General features: G+C 61.0%; 17 protein-coding genes and 1 pseudogene. 10 read left to right on the forward strand and 8 right to left on the reverse strand.

Annotation, left to right across the window (positions count from 1 at the left end):
- Positions 1-4: 4 nt before the first annotated feature.
- Together GJV26_RS15960 and GJV26_RS15965 are read right to left on the reverse strand one after the other, a co-directional pair.
- The gene (locus tag GJV26_RS15960; RefSeq protein WP_155709689.1) at positions 5-997 is read right to left on the reverse strand and encodes a hypothetical protein; all 993 of its coding nucleotides are present in this window, start codon (positions 995-997) and stop codon (positions 5-7) included.
- Between the two features lie 291 nt (positions 998-1,288).
- Positions 1,289-2,230 carry a tyrosine-type recombinase/integrase gene (locus tag GJV26_RS15965; protein WP_229419319.1) on the reverse strand — a complete coding sequence of 314 codons (942 nt, stop codon included), beginning with the start codon at positions 2,228-2,230 and terminating at the stop codon, positions 1,289-1,291.
- Between GJV26_RS15965 and GJV26_RS30705 the strand changes: the two genes are divergently transcribed.
- Positions 2,223-2,345, forward strand: coding sequence for a hypothetical protein (locus tag GJV26_RS30705; protein WP_371866483.1), 123 nt, complete (start codon positions 2,223-2,225; stop codon positions 2,343-2,345). The two genes, GJV26_RS15965 and GJV26_RS30705, sit on opposite strands and share 8 nt — an antisense overlap.
- Positions 2,339-2,617 (forward strand): annotated as a pseudogene (locus GJV26_RS30710) (ATP-binding protein); the annotation flags it as partial. The gene GJV26_RS30705 and the pseudogene GJV26_RS30710, both read left to right, overlap by 7 nt.
- Before the next feature lie 83 nt (positions 2,618-2,700).
- Here GJV26_RS30710 and GJV26_RS15980 read toward each other — a convergent pair.
- Positions 2,701-3,435: a PEP-CTERM sorting domain-containing protein gene (locus GJV26_RS15980; protein WP_155709691.1), complete on the reverse strand. Its 735-nt coding sequence runs from the start codon at positions 3,433-3,435 to the stop codon at positions 2,701-2,703.
- 475 nt (positions 3,436-3,910) lie between these two features.
- Here GJV26_RS15980 and GJV26_RS15985 point away from each other — a divergent pair, with 475 nt between their 5' ends.
- The 3 genes from GJV26_RS15985 (at position 3,911) to GJV26_RS15995 (ending at position 5,088) form a co-directional block, all read left to right on the forward strand.
- Positions 3,911-4,162 carry a hypothetical protein gene (locus GJV26_RS15985; RefSeq protein WP_155709692.1) on the forward strand — a complete coding sequence of 84 codons (252 nt, stop codon included), beginning with the start codon at positions 3,911-3,913 and terminating at the stop codon, positions 4,160-4,162.
- Positions 4,163-4,636: 474 nt separating this feature from the next.
- A complete protein-coding gene (locus tag GJV26_RS15990) occupies positions 4,637-4,951 on the forward strand; it encodes a hypothetical protein (RefSeq protein WP_155709693.1) in 315 nt (104 codons plus the stop codon).
- On the forward strand, positions 4,948-5,088 hold the full coding sequence (locus GJV26_RS15995; protein ID WP_155709694.1) for a hypothetical protein: 141 nt from the start codon (positions 4,948-4,950) through the stop codon (positions 5,086-5,088). The genes GJV26_RS15990 and GJV26_RS15995 overlap by 4 nt, the downstream gene beginning before the upstream one ends.
- 1,085 nt (positions 5,089-6,173) lie before the next feature.
- Here GJV26_RS15995 and GJV26_RS16000 read toward each other — a convergent pair.
- Together GJV26_RS16000 and GJV26_RS30240 are read right to left on the reverse strand one after the other, a co-directional pair.
- Complete coding sequence (locus GJV26_RS16000) at positions 6,174-6,950, reverse strand: PEP-CTERM sorting domain-containing protein (RefSeq protein WP_155709695.1); 777 nt, start codon at positions 6,948-6,950, stop codon at positions 6,174-6,176.
- A 453-nt stretch (positions 6,951-7,403) separates the two neighbouring features.
- Positions 7,404-8,177: a PEP-CTERM sorting domain-containing protein gene (locus GJV26_RS30240; RefSeq protein ID WP_229419320.1), complete on the reverse strand. Its 774-nt coding sequence runs from the start codon at positions 8,175-8,177 to the stop codon at positions 7,404-7,406.
- Positions 8,178-8,453: 276 nt separating this feature from the next.
- Here GJV26_RS30240 and GJV26_RS16010 point away from each other — a divergent pair, with 276 nt between their 5' ends.
- The 4 genes from GJV26_RS16010 (at position 8,454) to GJV26_RS16025 (ending at position 11,585) form a co-directional block, all read left to right on the forward strand.
- Positions 8,454-8,783 (forward strand): hypothetical protein, encoded by a 330-nt coding sequence (locus GJV26_RS16010; RefSeq protein WP_155709696.1) that lies wholly within the window; start codon positions 8,454-8,456, stop codon positions 8,781-8,783.
- Positions 8,784-8,871: 88 nt separating this feature from the next.
- A complete protein-coding gene (locus tag GJV26_RS16015; RefSeq protein WP_155709697.1) occupies positions 8,872-10,905 on the forward strand; it encodes a TonB-dependent receptor in 2,034 nt (677 codons plus the stop codon).
- Between the two features lie 101 nt (positions 10,906-11,006).
- Complete coding sequence (locus tag GJV26_RS16020) at positions 11,007-11,189, forward strand: DUF3606 domain-containing protein (RefSeq protein ID WP_155709698.1); 183 nt, start codon at positions 11,007-11,009, stop codon at positions 11,187-11,189.
- Between the two features lie 81 nt (positions 11,190-11,270).
- Positions 11,271-11,585: a hypothetical protein gene (locus GJV26_RS16025; protein WP_155709699.1), complete on the forward strand. Its 315-nt coding sequence runs from the start codon at positions 11,271-11,273 to the stop codon at positions 11,583-11,585.
- Here GJV26_RS16025 and GJV26_RS16030 read toward each other — a convergent pair.
- A complete protein-coding gene (locus GJV26_RS16030) occupies positions 11,549-12,052 on the reverse strand; it encodes a hypothetical protein (protein WP_155709700.1) in 504 nt (167 codons plus the stop codon). The two genes, GJV26_RS16025 and GJV26_RS16030, sit on opposite strands and share 37 nt — an antisense overlap.
- Positions 12,053-12,083: 31 nt before the next feature.
- Entirely contained in the window at positions 12,084-13,262 is a 1,179-nt protein-coding gene (locus tag GJV26_RS16035; protein ID WP_155709701.1) for a GAF domain-containing sensor histidine kinase, read from the reverse strand.
- Between the two features lie 233 nt (positions 13,263-13,495).
- Here GJV26_RS16035 and trmB point away from each other — a divergent pair, with 233 nt between their 5' ends.
- Entirely contained in the window at positions 13,496-14,176 is a 681-nt protein-coding gene (trmB, locus tag GJV26_RS16040) for a tRNA (guanosine(46)-N7)-methyltransferase TrmB (RefSeq protein ID WP_155712522.1), read from the forward strand.
- 14 nt (positions 14,177-14,190) lie between these two features.
- Here trmB and GJV26_RS16045 read toward each other — a convergent pair whose 3' ends face one another.
- A complete protein-coding gene (locus tag GJV26_RS16045) occupies positions 14,191-15,102 on the reverse strand; it encodes a DMT family transporter (protein WP_155709702.1) in 912 nt (303 codons plus the stop codon).
- Positions 15,103-15,204: the final 102 nt, after the last annotated feature.

Genomic DNA, 15,204 nt, shown 5'->3' on the forward strand with positions numbered 1-15,204 from the left:
CGCATTAGGAAATTTCGGGCGGCTTCGGCTGTTGACCTAGTCGCCCGCGAGTAGGGTCGAGGCGCTTGGCTACTGCCTCGGCCCGAGCTAGCCAGTCCCTCAGTGCCGGAGCGACCTCACCACCAGCTTTTGCTGAAGCCCTAATGTGTGCTGCATATGCGCGGATCGCCGTCGCATCGCGCCAAGCGCTGGCTTCCACCACCAGCATGCGCTCTCTTTCGGCGGCCGCTTCCTGTTCTTCCTGTATGCGCTGCTGCTCTTCTTCGCGCCGCCGCGCCGCTTCCGCCGCCACGGCGCGCTCCTGTTCTCGCATCTGGGCAGCCGCCTCGTCGCGCTGCCGCTGCTCTGCATATGCGGCACGCCCGGTGCGCTGCAACGCGATCGAGCGGTGGATCCGGACCATCACGTCGTTCAGTTGCTGCTCAAGCGGCCGGTCGGCGCTGTCCTCGATCTTGGTCTCATTGACAAACATTCGCAGGCAGACGGGTGGCTGCCGCGCCAGGGCGGCGCGCCGTCCGAGCTTGTTCGTCTGCTTGACCTGGCCAACATTCTGGGCCAGACGCAGAGCCACTTCATCGACTCCGTCGCTGACCTTGGCCCTCCGGCTCCTGATCGAGATATGCAGGCCCCGCACTTCGCACGCTTTGAGTACTGCATCCCACAATCGTAGGGCACGATCGGCAAATTCGATCGAAACGCGCATGGGCAGCACGCCGGCATCTATTTCCAAAAAGCCGCGTTCCATATACTTATTCCAGCTCGGTCCCAAGATGAGCTGCGGCCGTTCAGCTGGCTTGCGTGGCCGCTCCCGCTCCTCTCTATTAAGCTGCAGGGCAGCGATCTCCTTGCGTACAGCCGCCGCAGCAGCTTTAACTAAGGGATGGGGTTTTAAAAGTTCGTCCGGCACCGTAATGACATTCTCCGGGCGCGCCTCGAACGCAATGCGCTCTTGCAGCCAGGCGGCGGTCGTTTCAGCGGTTTTTTGCGTGGTCGGCATGATGTGATTCTCCGCTGACATCAGGTCCTCAGGCAAGAGGATTAGAGGCACCCAAGCGTACCCTTAGTCGCTCCACAAACATAATTGGAACCGCACAAATGCTGGGTTCTATAAGGTATAATTTCGCCGTTTTGTGGAGCGGAAAACGCAATCGAACACGCATGGTTGAGCCGTTCTCCGGGCAGCTTCCCAAGCTTAAGACGAGGGTTCGATTCCCTTCACCCGCTCCAGTATCCATGCGGTTTCCCGCAAATCTGCTAGTTCCGCAATTCTGGACTAGTTCCGCAAAGGTCATTTCGTCGGCGCTACGACCTTGCCCCGCCGCAGGTAATGCCGCCTTGTCGTCTGCACGTTCTCATGCCCCAGCAGGTCGCTCGCCGCCTGGTCGCCACGCACGTCAGACGTATCGTCAGCCGCCCTCGCGCGCAGATCGTAGAACCAGAACGTACGCACCTGCTCGGCCAGCTCCGGATGCCTTTCGATGGCCGCGTCGCGCGCTTGATCGAACTGGTAGCGCAGCGCCGGGCCGGTTGCGCGTTTGCCGTGCGTGTGCACCAGCAGCGCGGCGGTCACGATCGGCTTCAGCCGCTTCCGTGCTCGGATGCGCTCCATCAGCTCGGCCAGCTTGCCGGTGATTTCGATGCGCAGCGGCTTGCTGGTCTTGTTCTGCTTGATGACCAGGTACGCGCCCTCAATATTCTGCTCGGTGAGCTTCAGCGCGTCGCCAGGGCGCTGCCCGGTCAGATAGGCAAGGTCCATGGCGTCGCGCAGCGGCTCGGCCGCGTACTGCTGGACCAGGTCGAAAATATTGTCCGTGATGTAGACCAGCCGCTTTTCGAGCGAGAAGCACCTGATGCCTTCACATGGGTTGGCGAGATCCGTATAGCCCCAGGCGCGGGCGTGGTTCCAGATCGTGGAGAACACGCGCTTGCAGCGGTTGGCCGTCGTGGGGATATCGCGCAGCTCGTCAAGGAAACCTGCGATATCGGTTGGCCGTATCAGGTCGACCGGCGCCTTGTCGAAGTACTCGCGCAGGTGCTTGATGGTCGACCTGTATGTGTTCCGCATGTCTTCCCCAGGCGCGGCAGCTCGGTGACGAGGTCCAGGGCAGGAGAAGGCGCTCGCCTCCGCGAAGAGATATGCGGCGAACTTCGATGAGGCCCTGTTGCACGGCACGTCGCTGATCTTCTGCGGGACGATCGGCACCGGGAAGACGCACTTGGCCGTGGCCATCGCACACGAAGTCATGGCGCGCGGCCGGCAGGCGGTGTTCGTGAAGACGATGCGGGCGATCGATGCCGTGAAGGAGACGTATGCCCGGGCAGCGCGCAAACGAAAGCCCAGGTGATCCGCGACTTCATCGAGCCCGAGCTGCTGATCCTCGACGAGGCAGGTATGCAGCGCGGTACGGATGAAGAGAAGAGCATTCTCTTTGAGATCATCGACGGGCGTTACGAGCTGTCCCGGCCGTCGATTCTGATGACAAACCTCGCCCTGCCAGCCCTGGAGGAGATGATCGGCGAACGCGTGCTCTATCGCCTTCGGGAAGGCAACGGCCGGCAGGTGGTGTTCGAATGGGAGTCGCACCGCAAGCAGCGTGTCGCCGAAAAAGCACTTTAAACCGAGTGGCGCGAAAGTGGCGGGGGCCACCTTCGCAGCTCGCATGGTTAAGCCATTTGCAGATTATTTGGAATCATCAGGGATCAATAGCGTAAGGATTTGCGTCGCGCAACTGCCGACAGGATTCCGAGTCCAGCAAGGAGAGTAATCCAGGTGTTAGGCTCTGGCACCGCTACAACATTCACATAAAGTTGGCCTGAAAAATACACTTCAACAGGAGCGTTGCTATGGTTGTGGTAATAGGAACTCAAAGTTCTCTCAAACCCGCTGCTAAAGTACCCCGTGTCAATACCGCATATGCCAAAAGAACAATCGTTACTCGAAATATGCGCGTAACCCTCCGCATTGCTATTCAGTTGATAGTTAATATATTCTGAGTTAGCGCCGCCGCTGGTAAGAAAGGAAATTCCGGTATTGGGCATAACTAAAACGGGAAGAGAGTACTTTATACCGATATATGCTGACCCGCTGCCATTTGTGTGCGCCTCAGCACGCAAATTGCCTTGACCATCAAATGACCATGACGCAAAAGTACCATCAAGCTCATAGGTATCACTCATTGATAAATCGCCGACGACTACACCCGAATTTTGTTGCGTAATGTCTAAAGTATTTGAATCGAAGCGAATTGCCCAAAAGCCAAATGCTTTACTAAAATTGGGGGCAAGTGGTAAATAACTATCAGTAGTGTTACCATCGTAAAGTGTGTACTGGAAATTTTTAAGCGACGCTTCAGCAGATACTCCTGCCATAGCAGAGGTGCTAAAGGTAGCAGATAAAGTAATTATTGGTAATAAATATTTATTCAAGGAAATCATAATTTTTACTTTGAGGTAAAGAAAGTAGAAGAAATCAGATTTTACATGTTCACACACAAAGAATCCTTGCTAAATTCTGTAACCGTAAAAACGGGAGAAAGCGGCCCGTATAACATTCTCAGCTGCATTCCTATGTAGCTTGTAGACGATCGAGATTATCTGTAACAGCAGGAGAGAGCATCAAAAAAGACAGAGGATGCTGCTCGAAGCCGTGGGTGTTTCTGCTGGGCAATCGTCTCTCTTCAAGTATGGAAATGCCGGACTACTTTGCATTGGTCACTCGACACGCCATGGCTACCTGTTGAGACTTCCAAAGGACCGGTTCGCTGCGTGTTTGATGTCGAAAACCTTCCTGACAACGAGGAGGAAAAACCATGAATGATCGTCTTTTGAACCAGCTCTGCCTGGACTGGGTGCACTGGTGCTACACGCGCCGCTACTACATCGCGGCAGGCTGAAATCGCAGCTCGGCGCAATGCAACCGAGCAAAGTCCGCGAAGCGCCGGACGCCCGCAATAACGCCAATATGCAGTTCTTCAACATGGCTGTGCACACGCTGGCGGACATGAAAGAGCACCAGGATGCGATGGTGTGCTTCAACCTGCACTACGTCGAGCAGGCTGACAACATCAAACGGCGCGCGGACGAGCTGGGGATCAGCCGGCCGCGTATTACAACCGCGCCAAGGCATACGCTCGGAAGGCATACGCTCTTTCGCAAAGCCTGAAAGCAGCGCATCTGGCCGGTGCCGGCGCGACTGCCAGCAGGGCGGGGGAGGTGCATCAGGCCACTGTGTAAAGGCGCGGTTAGACAAATTAGTTCGTGACTCGCCTTTACACAATGGCCTAAAATCGCCTCAGTTTCGATAGTCTCAAAAACTATCGCCGAAACAAATTGCTTTTTACGAGATACGTCTGAGCACCTGAACGCCCGCGCTTCAAACCGCGGGCGTTTTTGCGTTTGGCGGTTGATTCCTCCCCGTTGAATCCGCCAAACGCACCCATTCCCGCGAGGCTTCACGACCACGACCACGCACCCGGCGAAAGAGACGGTTCGCGAGTACATGGGGCGGCGCATTGAATCGCCCGAGCCGCCGCCAACGCCGGAAGAGGTCCGCCGCCAGCTCGGGTGGACCTGATCTCGGAAGCACGTCGACCTGACCGCCGCGGCAACCTGAACGACATCGATACCTGAGGAAGCAATGCGCTTATCCGCCTACCCTGGCCACCCCGACTACAAGCGGGAGTGGCTGCCTTGTCACGTATTCCTGAACGGCGAGCTGATCGAGGGCTGCGTGCACGCCGACTACGAGCGCTGCCAGGTGTCGGTTCAGGTGAGCACGCGCGATGGCGACGTCGTGCTTGATGAAAACCACTACATCGCCACGAAGTTCCTGACCGGCCGGGTCGAGTTCAGGCGCGACTGGAAGCACGTCAACGCAGTCGGCTTCGACGCCTGGATGCGTGACCGCATCGAAACCGCACACCAAGCATTTATGAAAAGGACATCCGCATGACGATTCGACTGCTCAGCGCCCGCGGCGGCTTTGACGCCAATACCATCATGGACCTCGACTTGGTCGACCTTTTCAGCCAGCCGCAGCGTAACCCAGTCGATTTCGTTGCTGACGTTGACCCGTCGATCCCCGGCTGAGACGCGCATGCCGCGTGCCTCGCAAGCCTTGATCACAGCATTTCGCAGCCGCAGCGAGCGATCAACCGATTCGATGGCAACTCGCATTGGAAGTGCCTCTGGATCACTTTCCATAATGCCACGCTCCAGGTAGTACCGCCAGTTCGGTTTCTCTAGGGCGGCCCAGATTATCTGCGGTGGGGCGTTACGGTCGCGTACCGCGTCTGCTTCTCCCGGTTCAGACTGCAGGCCGGCAATCTCGGCACGCACAGCCGCAGCCGCAGCCGCAGTCTTGACGAGAGGATGAGGATTCACAAGTTCCGCTGGCACGTGCACGGCATTCTCTAGCAGGGCTTCGAAAGTGATGCGCTCCTGCAGCCAGGCGGCGGTCGTTTCGGCGGCTTATTGCGTGATTGGCATGATGGGATTCTCCGCTGACATTAGGTCCTCAGGCAAGAGGATTAGAGGCACCCGAGCCGACCTTTAGGCCGCTCCACAAACATAATTGGAACCGCACAAATGCTGGGTTCCATAAGTATAATTTCGCCGTTTTGTGGAGCGGAAAACGCAATCGAACACGCATGGTTGAGCCGTTTCCCGGACAGCTTCCCGAGCTTAAGACAAGGGTACGATTCCCATCACCCGCTCCAGATTTCAGGTAGCTTTTGCCATTTCCGGTAGTTCCCCACTTCTCTCGTTGTTCAGCGCTTCCCTCGAACGCATGGCCGTACCATGGCAGCTCTGCTGCTTGGAAGCGGGTGGATCATGCTAGTTGATCATTCCGTGATCATAGAGTTCGTAAAGGGGAAGGTACTTTCGGCCGTGTCCTGGCCAGGGGCCGGAATCCGTCGAAAGTTTCATGGGAATATTTTGAAGGGCAGGGAAGTCTGAAAGTCGCGAGTGTTCTACGCAAAGCCGTCAGCTTGACAGGATTTTTTCGGTACAAAATTACCCTTGGAAGTTGAGTCGCAACATCATGCTACGCATGCAGTTGGGTTGGCCTGAAATTGATGGCCCGGAATCCGCGGAGTTCAATCCTGTGCAACGTAGGCAGAACGTCCAGATCCCCGGGCCGATTCATCAGTTCTGCCTGTTTTTAGCTGGCGTCAGCTGCGAGCCGAACGTTTGCGCCAGGCCGATCCGCCCAGCAGCAACATGCCGGCACCGAACATTGCATAGGTGGCCGGTTCCGGTACCGGTGCGGTGTGGAATGTCATCGTCACCGTGGATGCCCAAGTATTTGCATAAGACTCTTCAATCAAGTCGTTGTTGCTTGATCGCGCGGCGCGCGCAAAAGCATCTTGATACGAATACAGGGAAAAATAGGAGCCATCGTTCGAATTGATGTCTCCGCCGCCGATTCTTTCCAGATCGAGATCAGCGGAAGTCGTCGCGGCGCCGTTGAGATTCACAAACCTTTCGGTATCAAAGCGGTCGCCGTAGACATGGCTGCCATTTCCCCGAATTTCCCCGAAGTCGACATGCATCATAATCGCATTGTTCGTATAGCCGCCCGGTTGACCGGTACGCAGTTCGCCCATAAATGTCACATCAAGTGTTACGCCGGTCAGCCTTTGCCCCGATGCCAGATCGAACCTGTAACCTTCGATGGCCATCATGCCTGTCTTGTCAACTCCACCAGGGTAATAGATGTCGTCAGTAATTCGTGGCGCATTGTCGTGAGCTGCGTATGCCCCGCTCTCTAGTGCAAATGAGTCGAACGAAATGGTCGTTTCAGAAGCCGATTGCGACACAAGGCTGACTGTCGGATTCGGGGTTAAACTTTTGATTGAAACGTTGTCGAAGCGCCAGGTTTCGGCATGAGCAAGCGGCGACATCAGTATGGCTGCAGCAGCGATCAACGGGGGCGCAAAATTTCTCATGAAATCCTCGGTTTGGGTTAATGGAGTACTACAAATTCCTTATGAATATAACATCATTTACTTCTGCAAATCTCACGAATTGTCACCTGCTGAATAGCGTTGGCAGCCGTACTGCTCGATACAGGCATTATTTGAAATGCTTTGCGAATTGTTGCGTGTCTCTGGTTTAAATGCCAGGTCTCTAGTCCGCCGTTTTAGCATTGCCGCAAAGCATGGGAAAGCGCGCAACTTTATATTTCCAATGCGCAATTAAACGGATATAAAATCGGGCTCCAGTACACCGTTGCACACTAAAAAAGTTGCCTCGGCGACTGTTCGTTGGAAGAGCTGAAGGCTAATTCGGCGCAATTGATTAATTAAAATTATCTTTTAGTACGCATTATTGTTGGGTTTTCAGTCCAGCTTCCCGAACTTGAGACCAGGATTCATCCCTCCACCGCTCCACCAATCCCATCAATTATCGCCGCGCATTGCCTCACGCCGGCGTGCCGCAAATCCCATCAGGCCCAGCCCGGCCAGCACCATCGCATAGGTACCGGGTTCCGGTACCGCCGACACCTGCACCGTGAGCGTCAGGTCGCTGAGCGCGATCGATGAAGTGGTTTCCCAATACAGCTGTTCGTACCACTCGAAGTCGCCCGAAAGGTGATGAACCAGCTGGTTCGCCGAGAGCGCATACGCTTCGAGGGCACTGGAAACGTCGAGTGTGAAATCGCCTTCCACCTGGCCGGTGAAGGTGCTGGAAAACGCCTGGGGCGACGTGATGTCGGTGTACCTTGTCGGCAAGGACGTGGTGGCGCCATGGTTGCCGATGGTCCAGTCGATCCTCGCTGCGTTGCCGGCCACGCCGGCGGTGCCGGTGCAGCCGGTACCGCACACCCTGTCGGGCTGGCCGATATCGAAGGCTCCCGACAGCACGCCGCTCAATGTGACGGAAGTAATCCGGTACCCTTCGCGCACCGCGCCGCCCAGTTTTGCCCAGGTATCGTCGCCGTTCAGGTACTCGGTGCCATGGGATGCCGATTGCACGGGACTGGTGATGGGGATCGCGCCCGGCAGGGCGATCTGCACCGTGCCGCCGTTGTCGGACAGCACCCGCATGTCGAATTCCGATGGATAAAGCGCTTCGGTCAGGGCCAGCGTGAATCCGGTCGGATTCAGTTCCTGTGCGGCGTGCGCCAGCGGCGCGCCAACCAGCAGATTCGACAGCAGTATTCCGGCGATCATTGTTCTCATCGTGACCTCGATAAAGTAGGGAAATTAGTCCCGGATGGGGTTGTCTCCAATCTAACATCGTGCGACCGGCGCAATGCTCGCCAATTGTCACAACCGCCCTGGAAGCCACACGTCGGCGGAATGGCGGTCCAGCGACTCGCCCGTGATTTCCCGCTATAATCCGGCAGTCGCCGGTACTTCAACGGCGCATGCCGGGCGGTTTTCCGCCATTTGCCCCGCGGTGGGGCCAGGTCACGAATCCCGATCGAGAATCTCGACATACGCCGCATGTCCTCACGCGTCATGGTCCAACTGCTGCTTTCACTGCTGTTGCTGGTTTCCCAGCAACTGGCGCTGGCGCACGGCTACACGCACGTCCAGCGCACCGCCACCGAGCAGCTGCGCGGGCAGGACGATGGCTCGCCGCAGACGCCGGCCGCGGATCACCTCTGCGCCCAATGTCTCTCCGCCGACCAGCTCGCGTATGCGCTCGGCGTACCCGGTTATCACTTCAGGATCGCCGGCAACGGCTACCTGCGATGCACGGAAACCTCCGCGCAGCCGGCCGGCTTCAAGGCCGCCCACGCCTTCCAGCCGCGCGCCCCGCCCCGGGCCTGACCAGCACAAGTCCGCATCAAGCTTGAGCCGCCGCGCATGCACGTGCGCGGCGGTGGCTCGTCATTCCAGATACCCGAGGTACGCAACAATGAAAACGCAACGCACGCTGCTGGCCAGCGCCATCCTGGCCGCCATTTCCTCCACCGCCTTCGCCGCCACCAGCGCCGACACCGCGAGCGCGGAAAGCCCCGCCATCGACGCCCAGGGCGCCGGCCAGCCCGTCCCGCAGGTAGTCGTCACCGCCAATCCGTTCCGCAGCGCCGAAGGCGACCAGATCCTCACGCCGGCCAAGGTGCTGCAGGGCGACGAGCTGCGCGACAAGGCCGGCAGCTCGCTGGGCGAGACGCTGTCGCAGGAACTGGGTGTGTCGGCTTCCGCGTTCGGGGCCGGGGCGTCGCGCCCGATCATCCGCGGCATGGAAGGCCCGCGCGTCAAGATGCTGGAGAACGGCATGGCGGTGTCCGACGTGTCCGGCCTGTCGAACGACCATGCCGTGGCGGCCGAAGGCGCCGTGGCGCGCCAGATCGAGATCCTGCGCGGCCCGGCCGCGCTGCTGTACGGTTCCGGCGCGATCGGCGGGCTGGTCAACGTCGTCAACGAGCGCATTCCCACCGCGCTGGAGGCGAAGCTGACCGGCCAGGCCGAGGCGCGCTACAGCACCGTCGACAGCGGCAAGAACGCCTCCGGTACGATCGATGGCGCCATCGGCAAGTTCGCGTTGCACGCGGACGGCAACTGGCGCAACGCTGATGACTACAGGATTCCCGGCACGCGCGTGATCGGCGACCCGGACTCGGGTTCCGGCCGCCTCGCCAATTCCTTTACACGCGAACGCAATGTGGGCCTGGGCAGCTCGTACGTGGACGACTGGGGCTATGTGGGCGCATCGGTATCGCACCTGACGAACCTGTACGGCATTCCCAGCGCCGAAGGCTCGCGCATCGACCAGAAACAGACACGCTACGACATCGAAGGGCTCGTCAAGGCGCCGTTCGCCGGCTTCGAGAACCTGAAGTTCAAGGCCGGCCACACGAGCTACGAGCACGCCGAACTGGGCGAGGACGATGCGCCGGAAGTGCTGTTCGACAACCGCTCGACCGAGACGCGGCTGGAACTGTCGCACCTGCCGCTGGCCGGGTGGCGCGGCACGTTCGGCATCCAGACCGAGAACACGCATTTTTCCGCGCTGTCCGCGGAAGGCGGGGCCGATACGGTGCCCGTCACGCGTTCCACGTCGCAGGCCGGCTTCCTCGTCGAGGAAAAAGACCTGGGGCCGGTGCGCCTGTCCGCCGGCGGCCGCCTCGAACACGTCAAGCGCGAACCGGTCACCGGATTCGACCGTTCGTTCGACCTGAAATCGGGCTCGGTCGGCGCGATGTGGCCGTTCATGCAGGGCTATGGCGCCGGCCTCACGTTCTCGTATGCGCAGCGCGCGCCGGCGACCGAGGAGCTGTATTCGAACGGCCCGCACGATGCCACCGTCACGTTCGATATCGGCAACGCCGATTTCAACAAGGAGGTATCGCGCAACGTCGAGCTGTCGCTGCAGAAGACCAGCGGCCTGGTGCGCTGGAAGGCGAACCTGTACCGCAACAAGGTCGACGATTTCATCTACGGGAACGTGACCGGCGCGCTGGTGGACGAAGAGGGCAATCCGGGCGAGGAACTGCGCCAGCGCATTTTTGAACAGGCCAATGCCACGATCCGCGGCGCCGAGGCCGAGCTGACGTTCAACGAGCACGGCGCCGGCTGGTCCGGCCGGGTGTTCGGCGACACGTCGCGCGGCAAGCTCGATGCCGGCGGCAGCCTGCCGCTGCAGCCGGCCGACCGGATCGGCGCTGCCGTCGCGTACAAGATGGATGCGCTGCGCGCCGGGCTGTCGCTGGTGCACGGAAGAGGGCAGGACCGGCTCGCGTCGTTCGAAGGCACGCCCACGGACAGCTACAACCAGCTCAACGCCAACGTGTCGTACACGCAGAAGGCGGGCGATGTCGACCTCACGTATTTCGTGCTGGCGAAGAACCTGCTCAACGACGAGATCCGCATGTCGACGTCGGTGCTGAAGGATATCGCGCCGCTGGCCGGGCGCAGCATCGTGTTCGGCGTGCGCGCGAAGTTCTGAATGGCGGGATCGTGCTCTACGGTGCGTTGATTAACCGACCATCAACGTGCAAGCGACCATCCTTGGAGAAACGACGTGTGTCGTCATTCAAGGAGAACATCATGTCCGACAATCTGCAAGAGCGCGGTCCGCAGGACCGCAGCCGCATCAACGTCCACGAGGAATGGGAACTGCGCTACTGGACCAAGGAGCTGGGCCTTTCCGCGGACGAGCTGCGCCAGGCCGTGAAGGATGCCGGCACCAGCGTGAAAGCGGTGCGCGAGCACCTGGGCAAGCCTGCTTGAGCGCCGCCTTTCAGGCTGCAAGCGTGCGCGCGGCGGTGGCCGCGCGTGCTAGCATCCGCGCTTTCACATTGCCAAAGTAGCATGACCGAAGATATCTGGGTAAAGGGTTACGTCTACCGGGTCGAGGTAGCGGAAGAGGCCGGGCGTTACCGCGGATGCATTCACATCAAGGCGCACCGCTACACGGGCCGCACGTTCGAACCGCCCATCGTCATCGAGACGCCGGCGCTGTTCAAGCGCGAGCATGCGGCCGAGATCGAGGCGCGGGCGCTTGCGCGCGAACTGATCGACGGCGGCCACCTCGAAGAGCGCATCGAGGCGCGGCAAGGCGCCGCGGAGCCGGCACTTGCGCCGGGCGTTCAGCCGTTCAGCGATACATCCACCCACACCGAATAAGCCAGGCGCTTGCCTTCCCAGGCGCCGCCGCCGCGCACCGCGCCATCCGTCGACGTCAGCTTGCCGTCGATCTCGTGGCGCGCCAGCATTTGCCGGAACGCCAGCGCATCCTTTGGCGCCAGGTAGCCGACCATGCGGCCGGACAGGAATACGGCCACGGCCTTGTCTTCGTAGGGATTGTCATCGTCCACCAGCAGCAGTGCCGGGTGGCGCGCATCCGCCTTGGCATCGCCGTGTTCGCCGGCCAGTGCGCGGATGGCGTCGCGATAGCGCGATTCGCCGACGATTTCCAGCTCGAAGCGGCCGTCATCGGCCCAGTGCCGTACCGGTTCGCCTTCCGGCACCGGCGTATACGACCCGCCGGCGGGCTGCCCCTGCAGCGGCGCCGGTTTCGGCCGGCCCTTCAGCAGGTAATACAGCGCCAGCAGCGCGACGATGATGATTGCGATGTTGAGGGCCTGGGCCATGGGGCGCTTCCGGAAAGTCGAGGGGGCGCCATTATCGCAGCCCGGCCGGTGCCGTATAGGTAAATACCGTGTGCCCGTCGCGTGACAGCACTTGCAGGCCGCCGCCATGGGCGTGGGCGATCTCGGAAGCGATATACAGGCCAAGGCCGAGGCCGCGTTGCGGATGCCCGTCGTCGCGCCAGTACGGCTGGAACAGCTTGCCGAGCTTTTCCTGCGCGATCGTCTCGCCCTGGTTCGCCACGGCCAGCCGGAACGTGCCGTCTTCCACTTGCGCGGCCACGTGCACCGGGGTGCCGGCCGCGCCGTAGCGCAGCGCATTCGTCAGCAGGTTCGACAGCACCTGCGTCACGCGGTCGCGGTTGCACCATACGGTGCCGGGAATCGCGATGTCGCTGACGATCGTCCGCCGCGGGTGTTCGCTCTGGCATTCGAGCACGGTCTGCGCCAGCGCGTCGGCCAGGTCGTCCACCGGTTCCCGCTCCAGCGCGATACCGCCACCGAGCCGGCCGCGGGCGAAGTCGAGCACGTCGTCGATCATGCGGCCGATGCGCTGGCCGCTGCGCTGGATCGTGCGGGCGATCGTCAGCATGGTGGCGTCGCCGCCGCGCTGCTGCAGGATCTGCGCGCCGTGCAGGATCGAGGAGAGCGGCGTGCGGATGTCGTGGCCCAGCACGGCGATGAACTGCTCGCGCAGCAGCGCGGTGGTTTTTTCGTCGGACAGTTCGGAAATCCGGTCGGCGTGGCGCCGCTCGGCTTCCAGCTGCTTCGAGATCAGCTGCGCGAACAGTTCCAGCGATTTGACCGTCTTTGCGTCGGACAGCCGCAGCGGACGCGGGTCCAGCCCGCAAAGCGTGCCGAAGAAAGCACCGCTGACATCGTAGATCGGAATCGAGATATAGCTCTCGAAGCCGTACTGGCGCGGGCAGGGGTGATCCTTGAACAGGTCGTCCTGGCTGACATGGTCGATCACGATGGTGGCATCGGCCTGGCGCACGGTATCGCACAGCGTGGTGCTGACATCGAGCGGATCGCCCGGCTGCAGGCCGAAGTCGAGCTGGTCCAGCACTGCGCAGGTGGTCCAGCTGGTTGGCGTCACGTGCGCGACGCAGACGAAGCGCAGGCCCGTCATCTCGGCCATTACGGACAGGATGTCCGGCACGCATGGCAGGGCTTGCACTGCCTGTACGGAAGGGGGCAATGCTGGCGTCATGTCTGGTTCGGAAAGTATGTCCAAGCGACAAGTGTAGCAGACCTCGAGCGACGGTTGGGATAGCGGAATCGCGAGGCGGCGGGCAGGCAGCCGGGAGGATGCCTGGAGGATGGGCGGCCGGTGGCTGGCGGGGCGGCTGGCGGGGTGACTGTCGCAGTGACTGCTATAATCGCCCCTTTTTTCAGCACAATCCCATGTCTTCCGAAACCCCACCGAAGGGCCCCGCGCGGTCCATGCTGTACGACCCGACCGAACGCCGCATCAAGAGTTTCGTCACCCGCGCCGGCCGCCTGTCCACCGCGCAGGAGCGCGCGCTGAACGACCTGGGGCCGCAGTACATGATCGAATACACCAGGGCGCCGCTGGATACGGATGCGGTGTTCGGCCGCAAGGCGCCGGTGATCCTGGAGATCGGTTTCGGCATGGGCCAGACCACGGCCCACATTGCAAAGCACATGCCGGAGAAGGATTTCATCGGCGTCGAAGTGCATACGCCGGGCGTGGGCAGCCTGCTGAAACTGATCGGCGAGGAAGCGCTCACGAATCTGCGCGTGATTCAGCACGACGCCGTCGAGGTGCTGAACAACATGATCCCGGCCGGCACGCTGGCCGGCGTGCACGTGTTCTTCCCGGACCCGTGGCACAAGGCCCGGCACAACAAGCGGCGCCTCATCCAGCCGCCGTTCGTGAAGCTGCTGGTCGACCGGCTGCAGCCGGGCGGTTACCTGCACCTGGCCACCGATTGGGAAGATTACGCGGTGCAGATGCTGGAAGTGCTGTCCGCCGAGGAAGGCCTGCAGAACACTGCGGAAGGCTACGCGCCGCAGCCGGCCTATCGCCCGCTGACCAAGTTCGAGAACCGCGGCCTGAAGCTGGGCCACGGCGTGTGGGACCTGGTCTTCACGAAAAAATAATCCTCATCGTGCCGTCATGAGCGCGCCGGCGCCGCCACCGCGGCGGCCGGCGCTTTTGTTTTCGCGGGCAGGAAGGCCAGCAGGTTGCCGGCGATGACGAGCGCCAGCCCGCCGAACGCGGCGGCGCTCCAGCGGTAGTCTTCGAACACCGACGATACCGTCAGCGCCACGACCGGGAACAGTACCGTGCAGTAGGCGGCGCGGTCCGGTCCGATCCGGCCCACCAGCAGCAGGTAAGCGGTAAAGCCGATCACGGAACCGGGGATCGCCAGGTACAGCAGCGAACCCACGTACTGCGTGGTGGGCTCGAAGCGGAACGGCATGCCGAGCGCCAGCGCGCCCAGTGTGAGGATGGCCGCGCCGATGAACATCGCCCACGTGTTGGTCAGCCACGGCGTCAGCCCCAGCGCCTGCATTTGCGACGACAGCAGGTTCCCGGCCGAGAAGCACAGCGTTCCCAGCAACGCCAGCGCCAGCCCGGCCAGCATGTTGCCATCGCTCCAGTGGCCTTGCATCTGCGGCAGGAACAGCAGGCCGATGCCGGCCAGGCCCAGCGCCGCGCCGCCCATCACCGTGCCCCGGATCGGCCGCCCGAGGAACAGGCGGCCGTTGATCGCATTCCACACCGGCGCGGTGGAAAACACCACGGCCACGAGCCCGCTCGGCACATGTTCGCTCGCATAGTAAAAGCACAGGAAATTACAGCAGAACAGCGCCGTGCCCTGTGCCACCAGGTAACGCCACGCCCGGCGTGGCGGCCACAGCGGCCTTTTCGTCACCACCAGGATCAGCAACAGCACCGCCGCCGCCAGCCAGAACCGCCACGCGATCGATACCGGCGCCGGCACGTCGCCCAGCTGCAGCTTGATCGCCAGCCACGTGGTACCCCAGATCAGCACCGTGGCTATGTAAAGAAGAGCATTCATTTCGTATCTCAAGGTTGCCGGAAACCACGCGGTCCGGCGATCCGGTCAGACCCCGATTTTTGGAAATGTTTCTCAAAACCGGGGTCAGACCCCAGTTTTTGG

The organism is Pseudoduganella dura (assembly GCF_009727155.1).
GTDB classification, from domain to species: Bacteria; Pseudomonadota; Gammaproteobacteria; order Burkholderiales; family Burkholderiaceae_D; genus Rugamonas; species Rugamonas dura.

What these genes read in the sequence shown, in the direction of transcription:
- GJV26_RS16010 (WP_155709696.1), top strand. Translation starts at nt 8,454, where the DNA reads ATGTCCTCACGCGTCATGGTCCAACTGCTGCTTTCACTGCTGTTGCTG.
- GJV26_RS16035 (WP_155709701.1), bottom strand. Translation starts at nt 13,262, where the DNA reads ATGACGCCAGCATTGCCCCCTTCCGTACAGGCAGTGCAAGCCCTGCCA.
- GJV26_RS16030 (WP_155709700.1), bottom strand. Translation starts at nt 12,052, where the DNA reads ATGGCCCAGGCCCTCAACATCGCAATCATCATCGTCGCGCTGCTGGCG.
- GJV26_RS15965 (WP_229419319.1), bottom strand. Translation starts at nt 2,230, where the DNA reads ATGGCCACGGCCAAGTGCGTCTTCCCGGTGCCGATCGTCCCGCAGAAG.
- GJV26_RS30240 (WP_229419320.1), bottom strand. Translation starts at nt 8,177, where the DNA reads ATGATCGCCGGAATACTGCTGTCGAATCTGCTGGTTGGCGCGCCGCTG.
- GJV26_RS16045 (WP_155709702.1), bottom strand. Translation starts at nt 15,102, where the DNA reads ATGAATGCTCTTCTTTACATAGCCACGGTGCTGATCTGGGGTACCACG.
- GJV26_RS15985 (WP_155709692.1), top strand. Translation starts at nt 3,911, where the DNA reads ATGCAACCGAGCAAAGTCCGCGAAGCGCCGGACGCCCGCAATAACGCC.
- GJV26_RS16020 (WP_155709698.1), top strand. Translation starts at nt 11,007, where the DNA reads ATGTCCGACAATCTGCAAGAGCGCGGTCCGCAGGACCGCAGCCGCATC.
- GJV26_RS15980 (WP_155709691.1), bottom strand. Translation starts at nt 3,435, where the DNA reads ATGATTTCCTTGAATAAATATTTATTACCAATAATTACTTTATCTGCT.
- GJV26_RS16025 (WP_155709699.1), top strand. Translation starts at nt 11,271, where the DNA reads ATGACCGAAGATATCTGGGTAAAGGGTTACGTCTACCGGGTCGAGGTA.
- GJV26_RS16000 (WP_155709695.1), bottom strand. Translation starts at nt 6,950, where the DNA reads ATGAGAAATTTTGCGCCCCCGTTGATCGCTGCTGCAGCCATACTGATG.
- GJV26_RS16015 (WP_155709697.1), top strand. Translation starts at nt 8,872, where the DNA reads ATGAAAACGCAACGCACGCTGCTGGCCAGCGCCATCCTGGCCGCCATT.
- GJV26_RS15960 (WP_155709689.1), bottom strand. Translation starts at nt 997, where the DNA reads ATGCCGACCACGCAAAAAACCGCTGAAACGACCGCCGCCTGGCTGCAA.
- GJV26_RS15990 (WP_155709693.1), top strand. Translation starts at nt 4,637, where the DNA reads ATGCGCTTATCCGCCTACCCTGGCCACCCCGACTACAAGCGGGAGTGG.
- GJV26_RS15995 (WP_155709694.1), top strand. Translation starts at nt 4,948, where the DNA reads ATGACGATTCGACTGCTCAGCGCCCGCGGCGGCTTTGACGCCAATACC.
- trmB (WP_155712522.1), top strand. Translation starts at nt 13,496, where the DNA reads ATGCTGTACGACCCGACCGAACGCCGCATCAAGAGTTTCGTCACCCGC.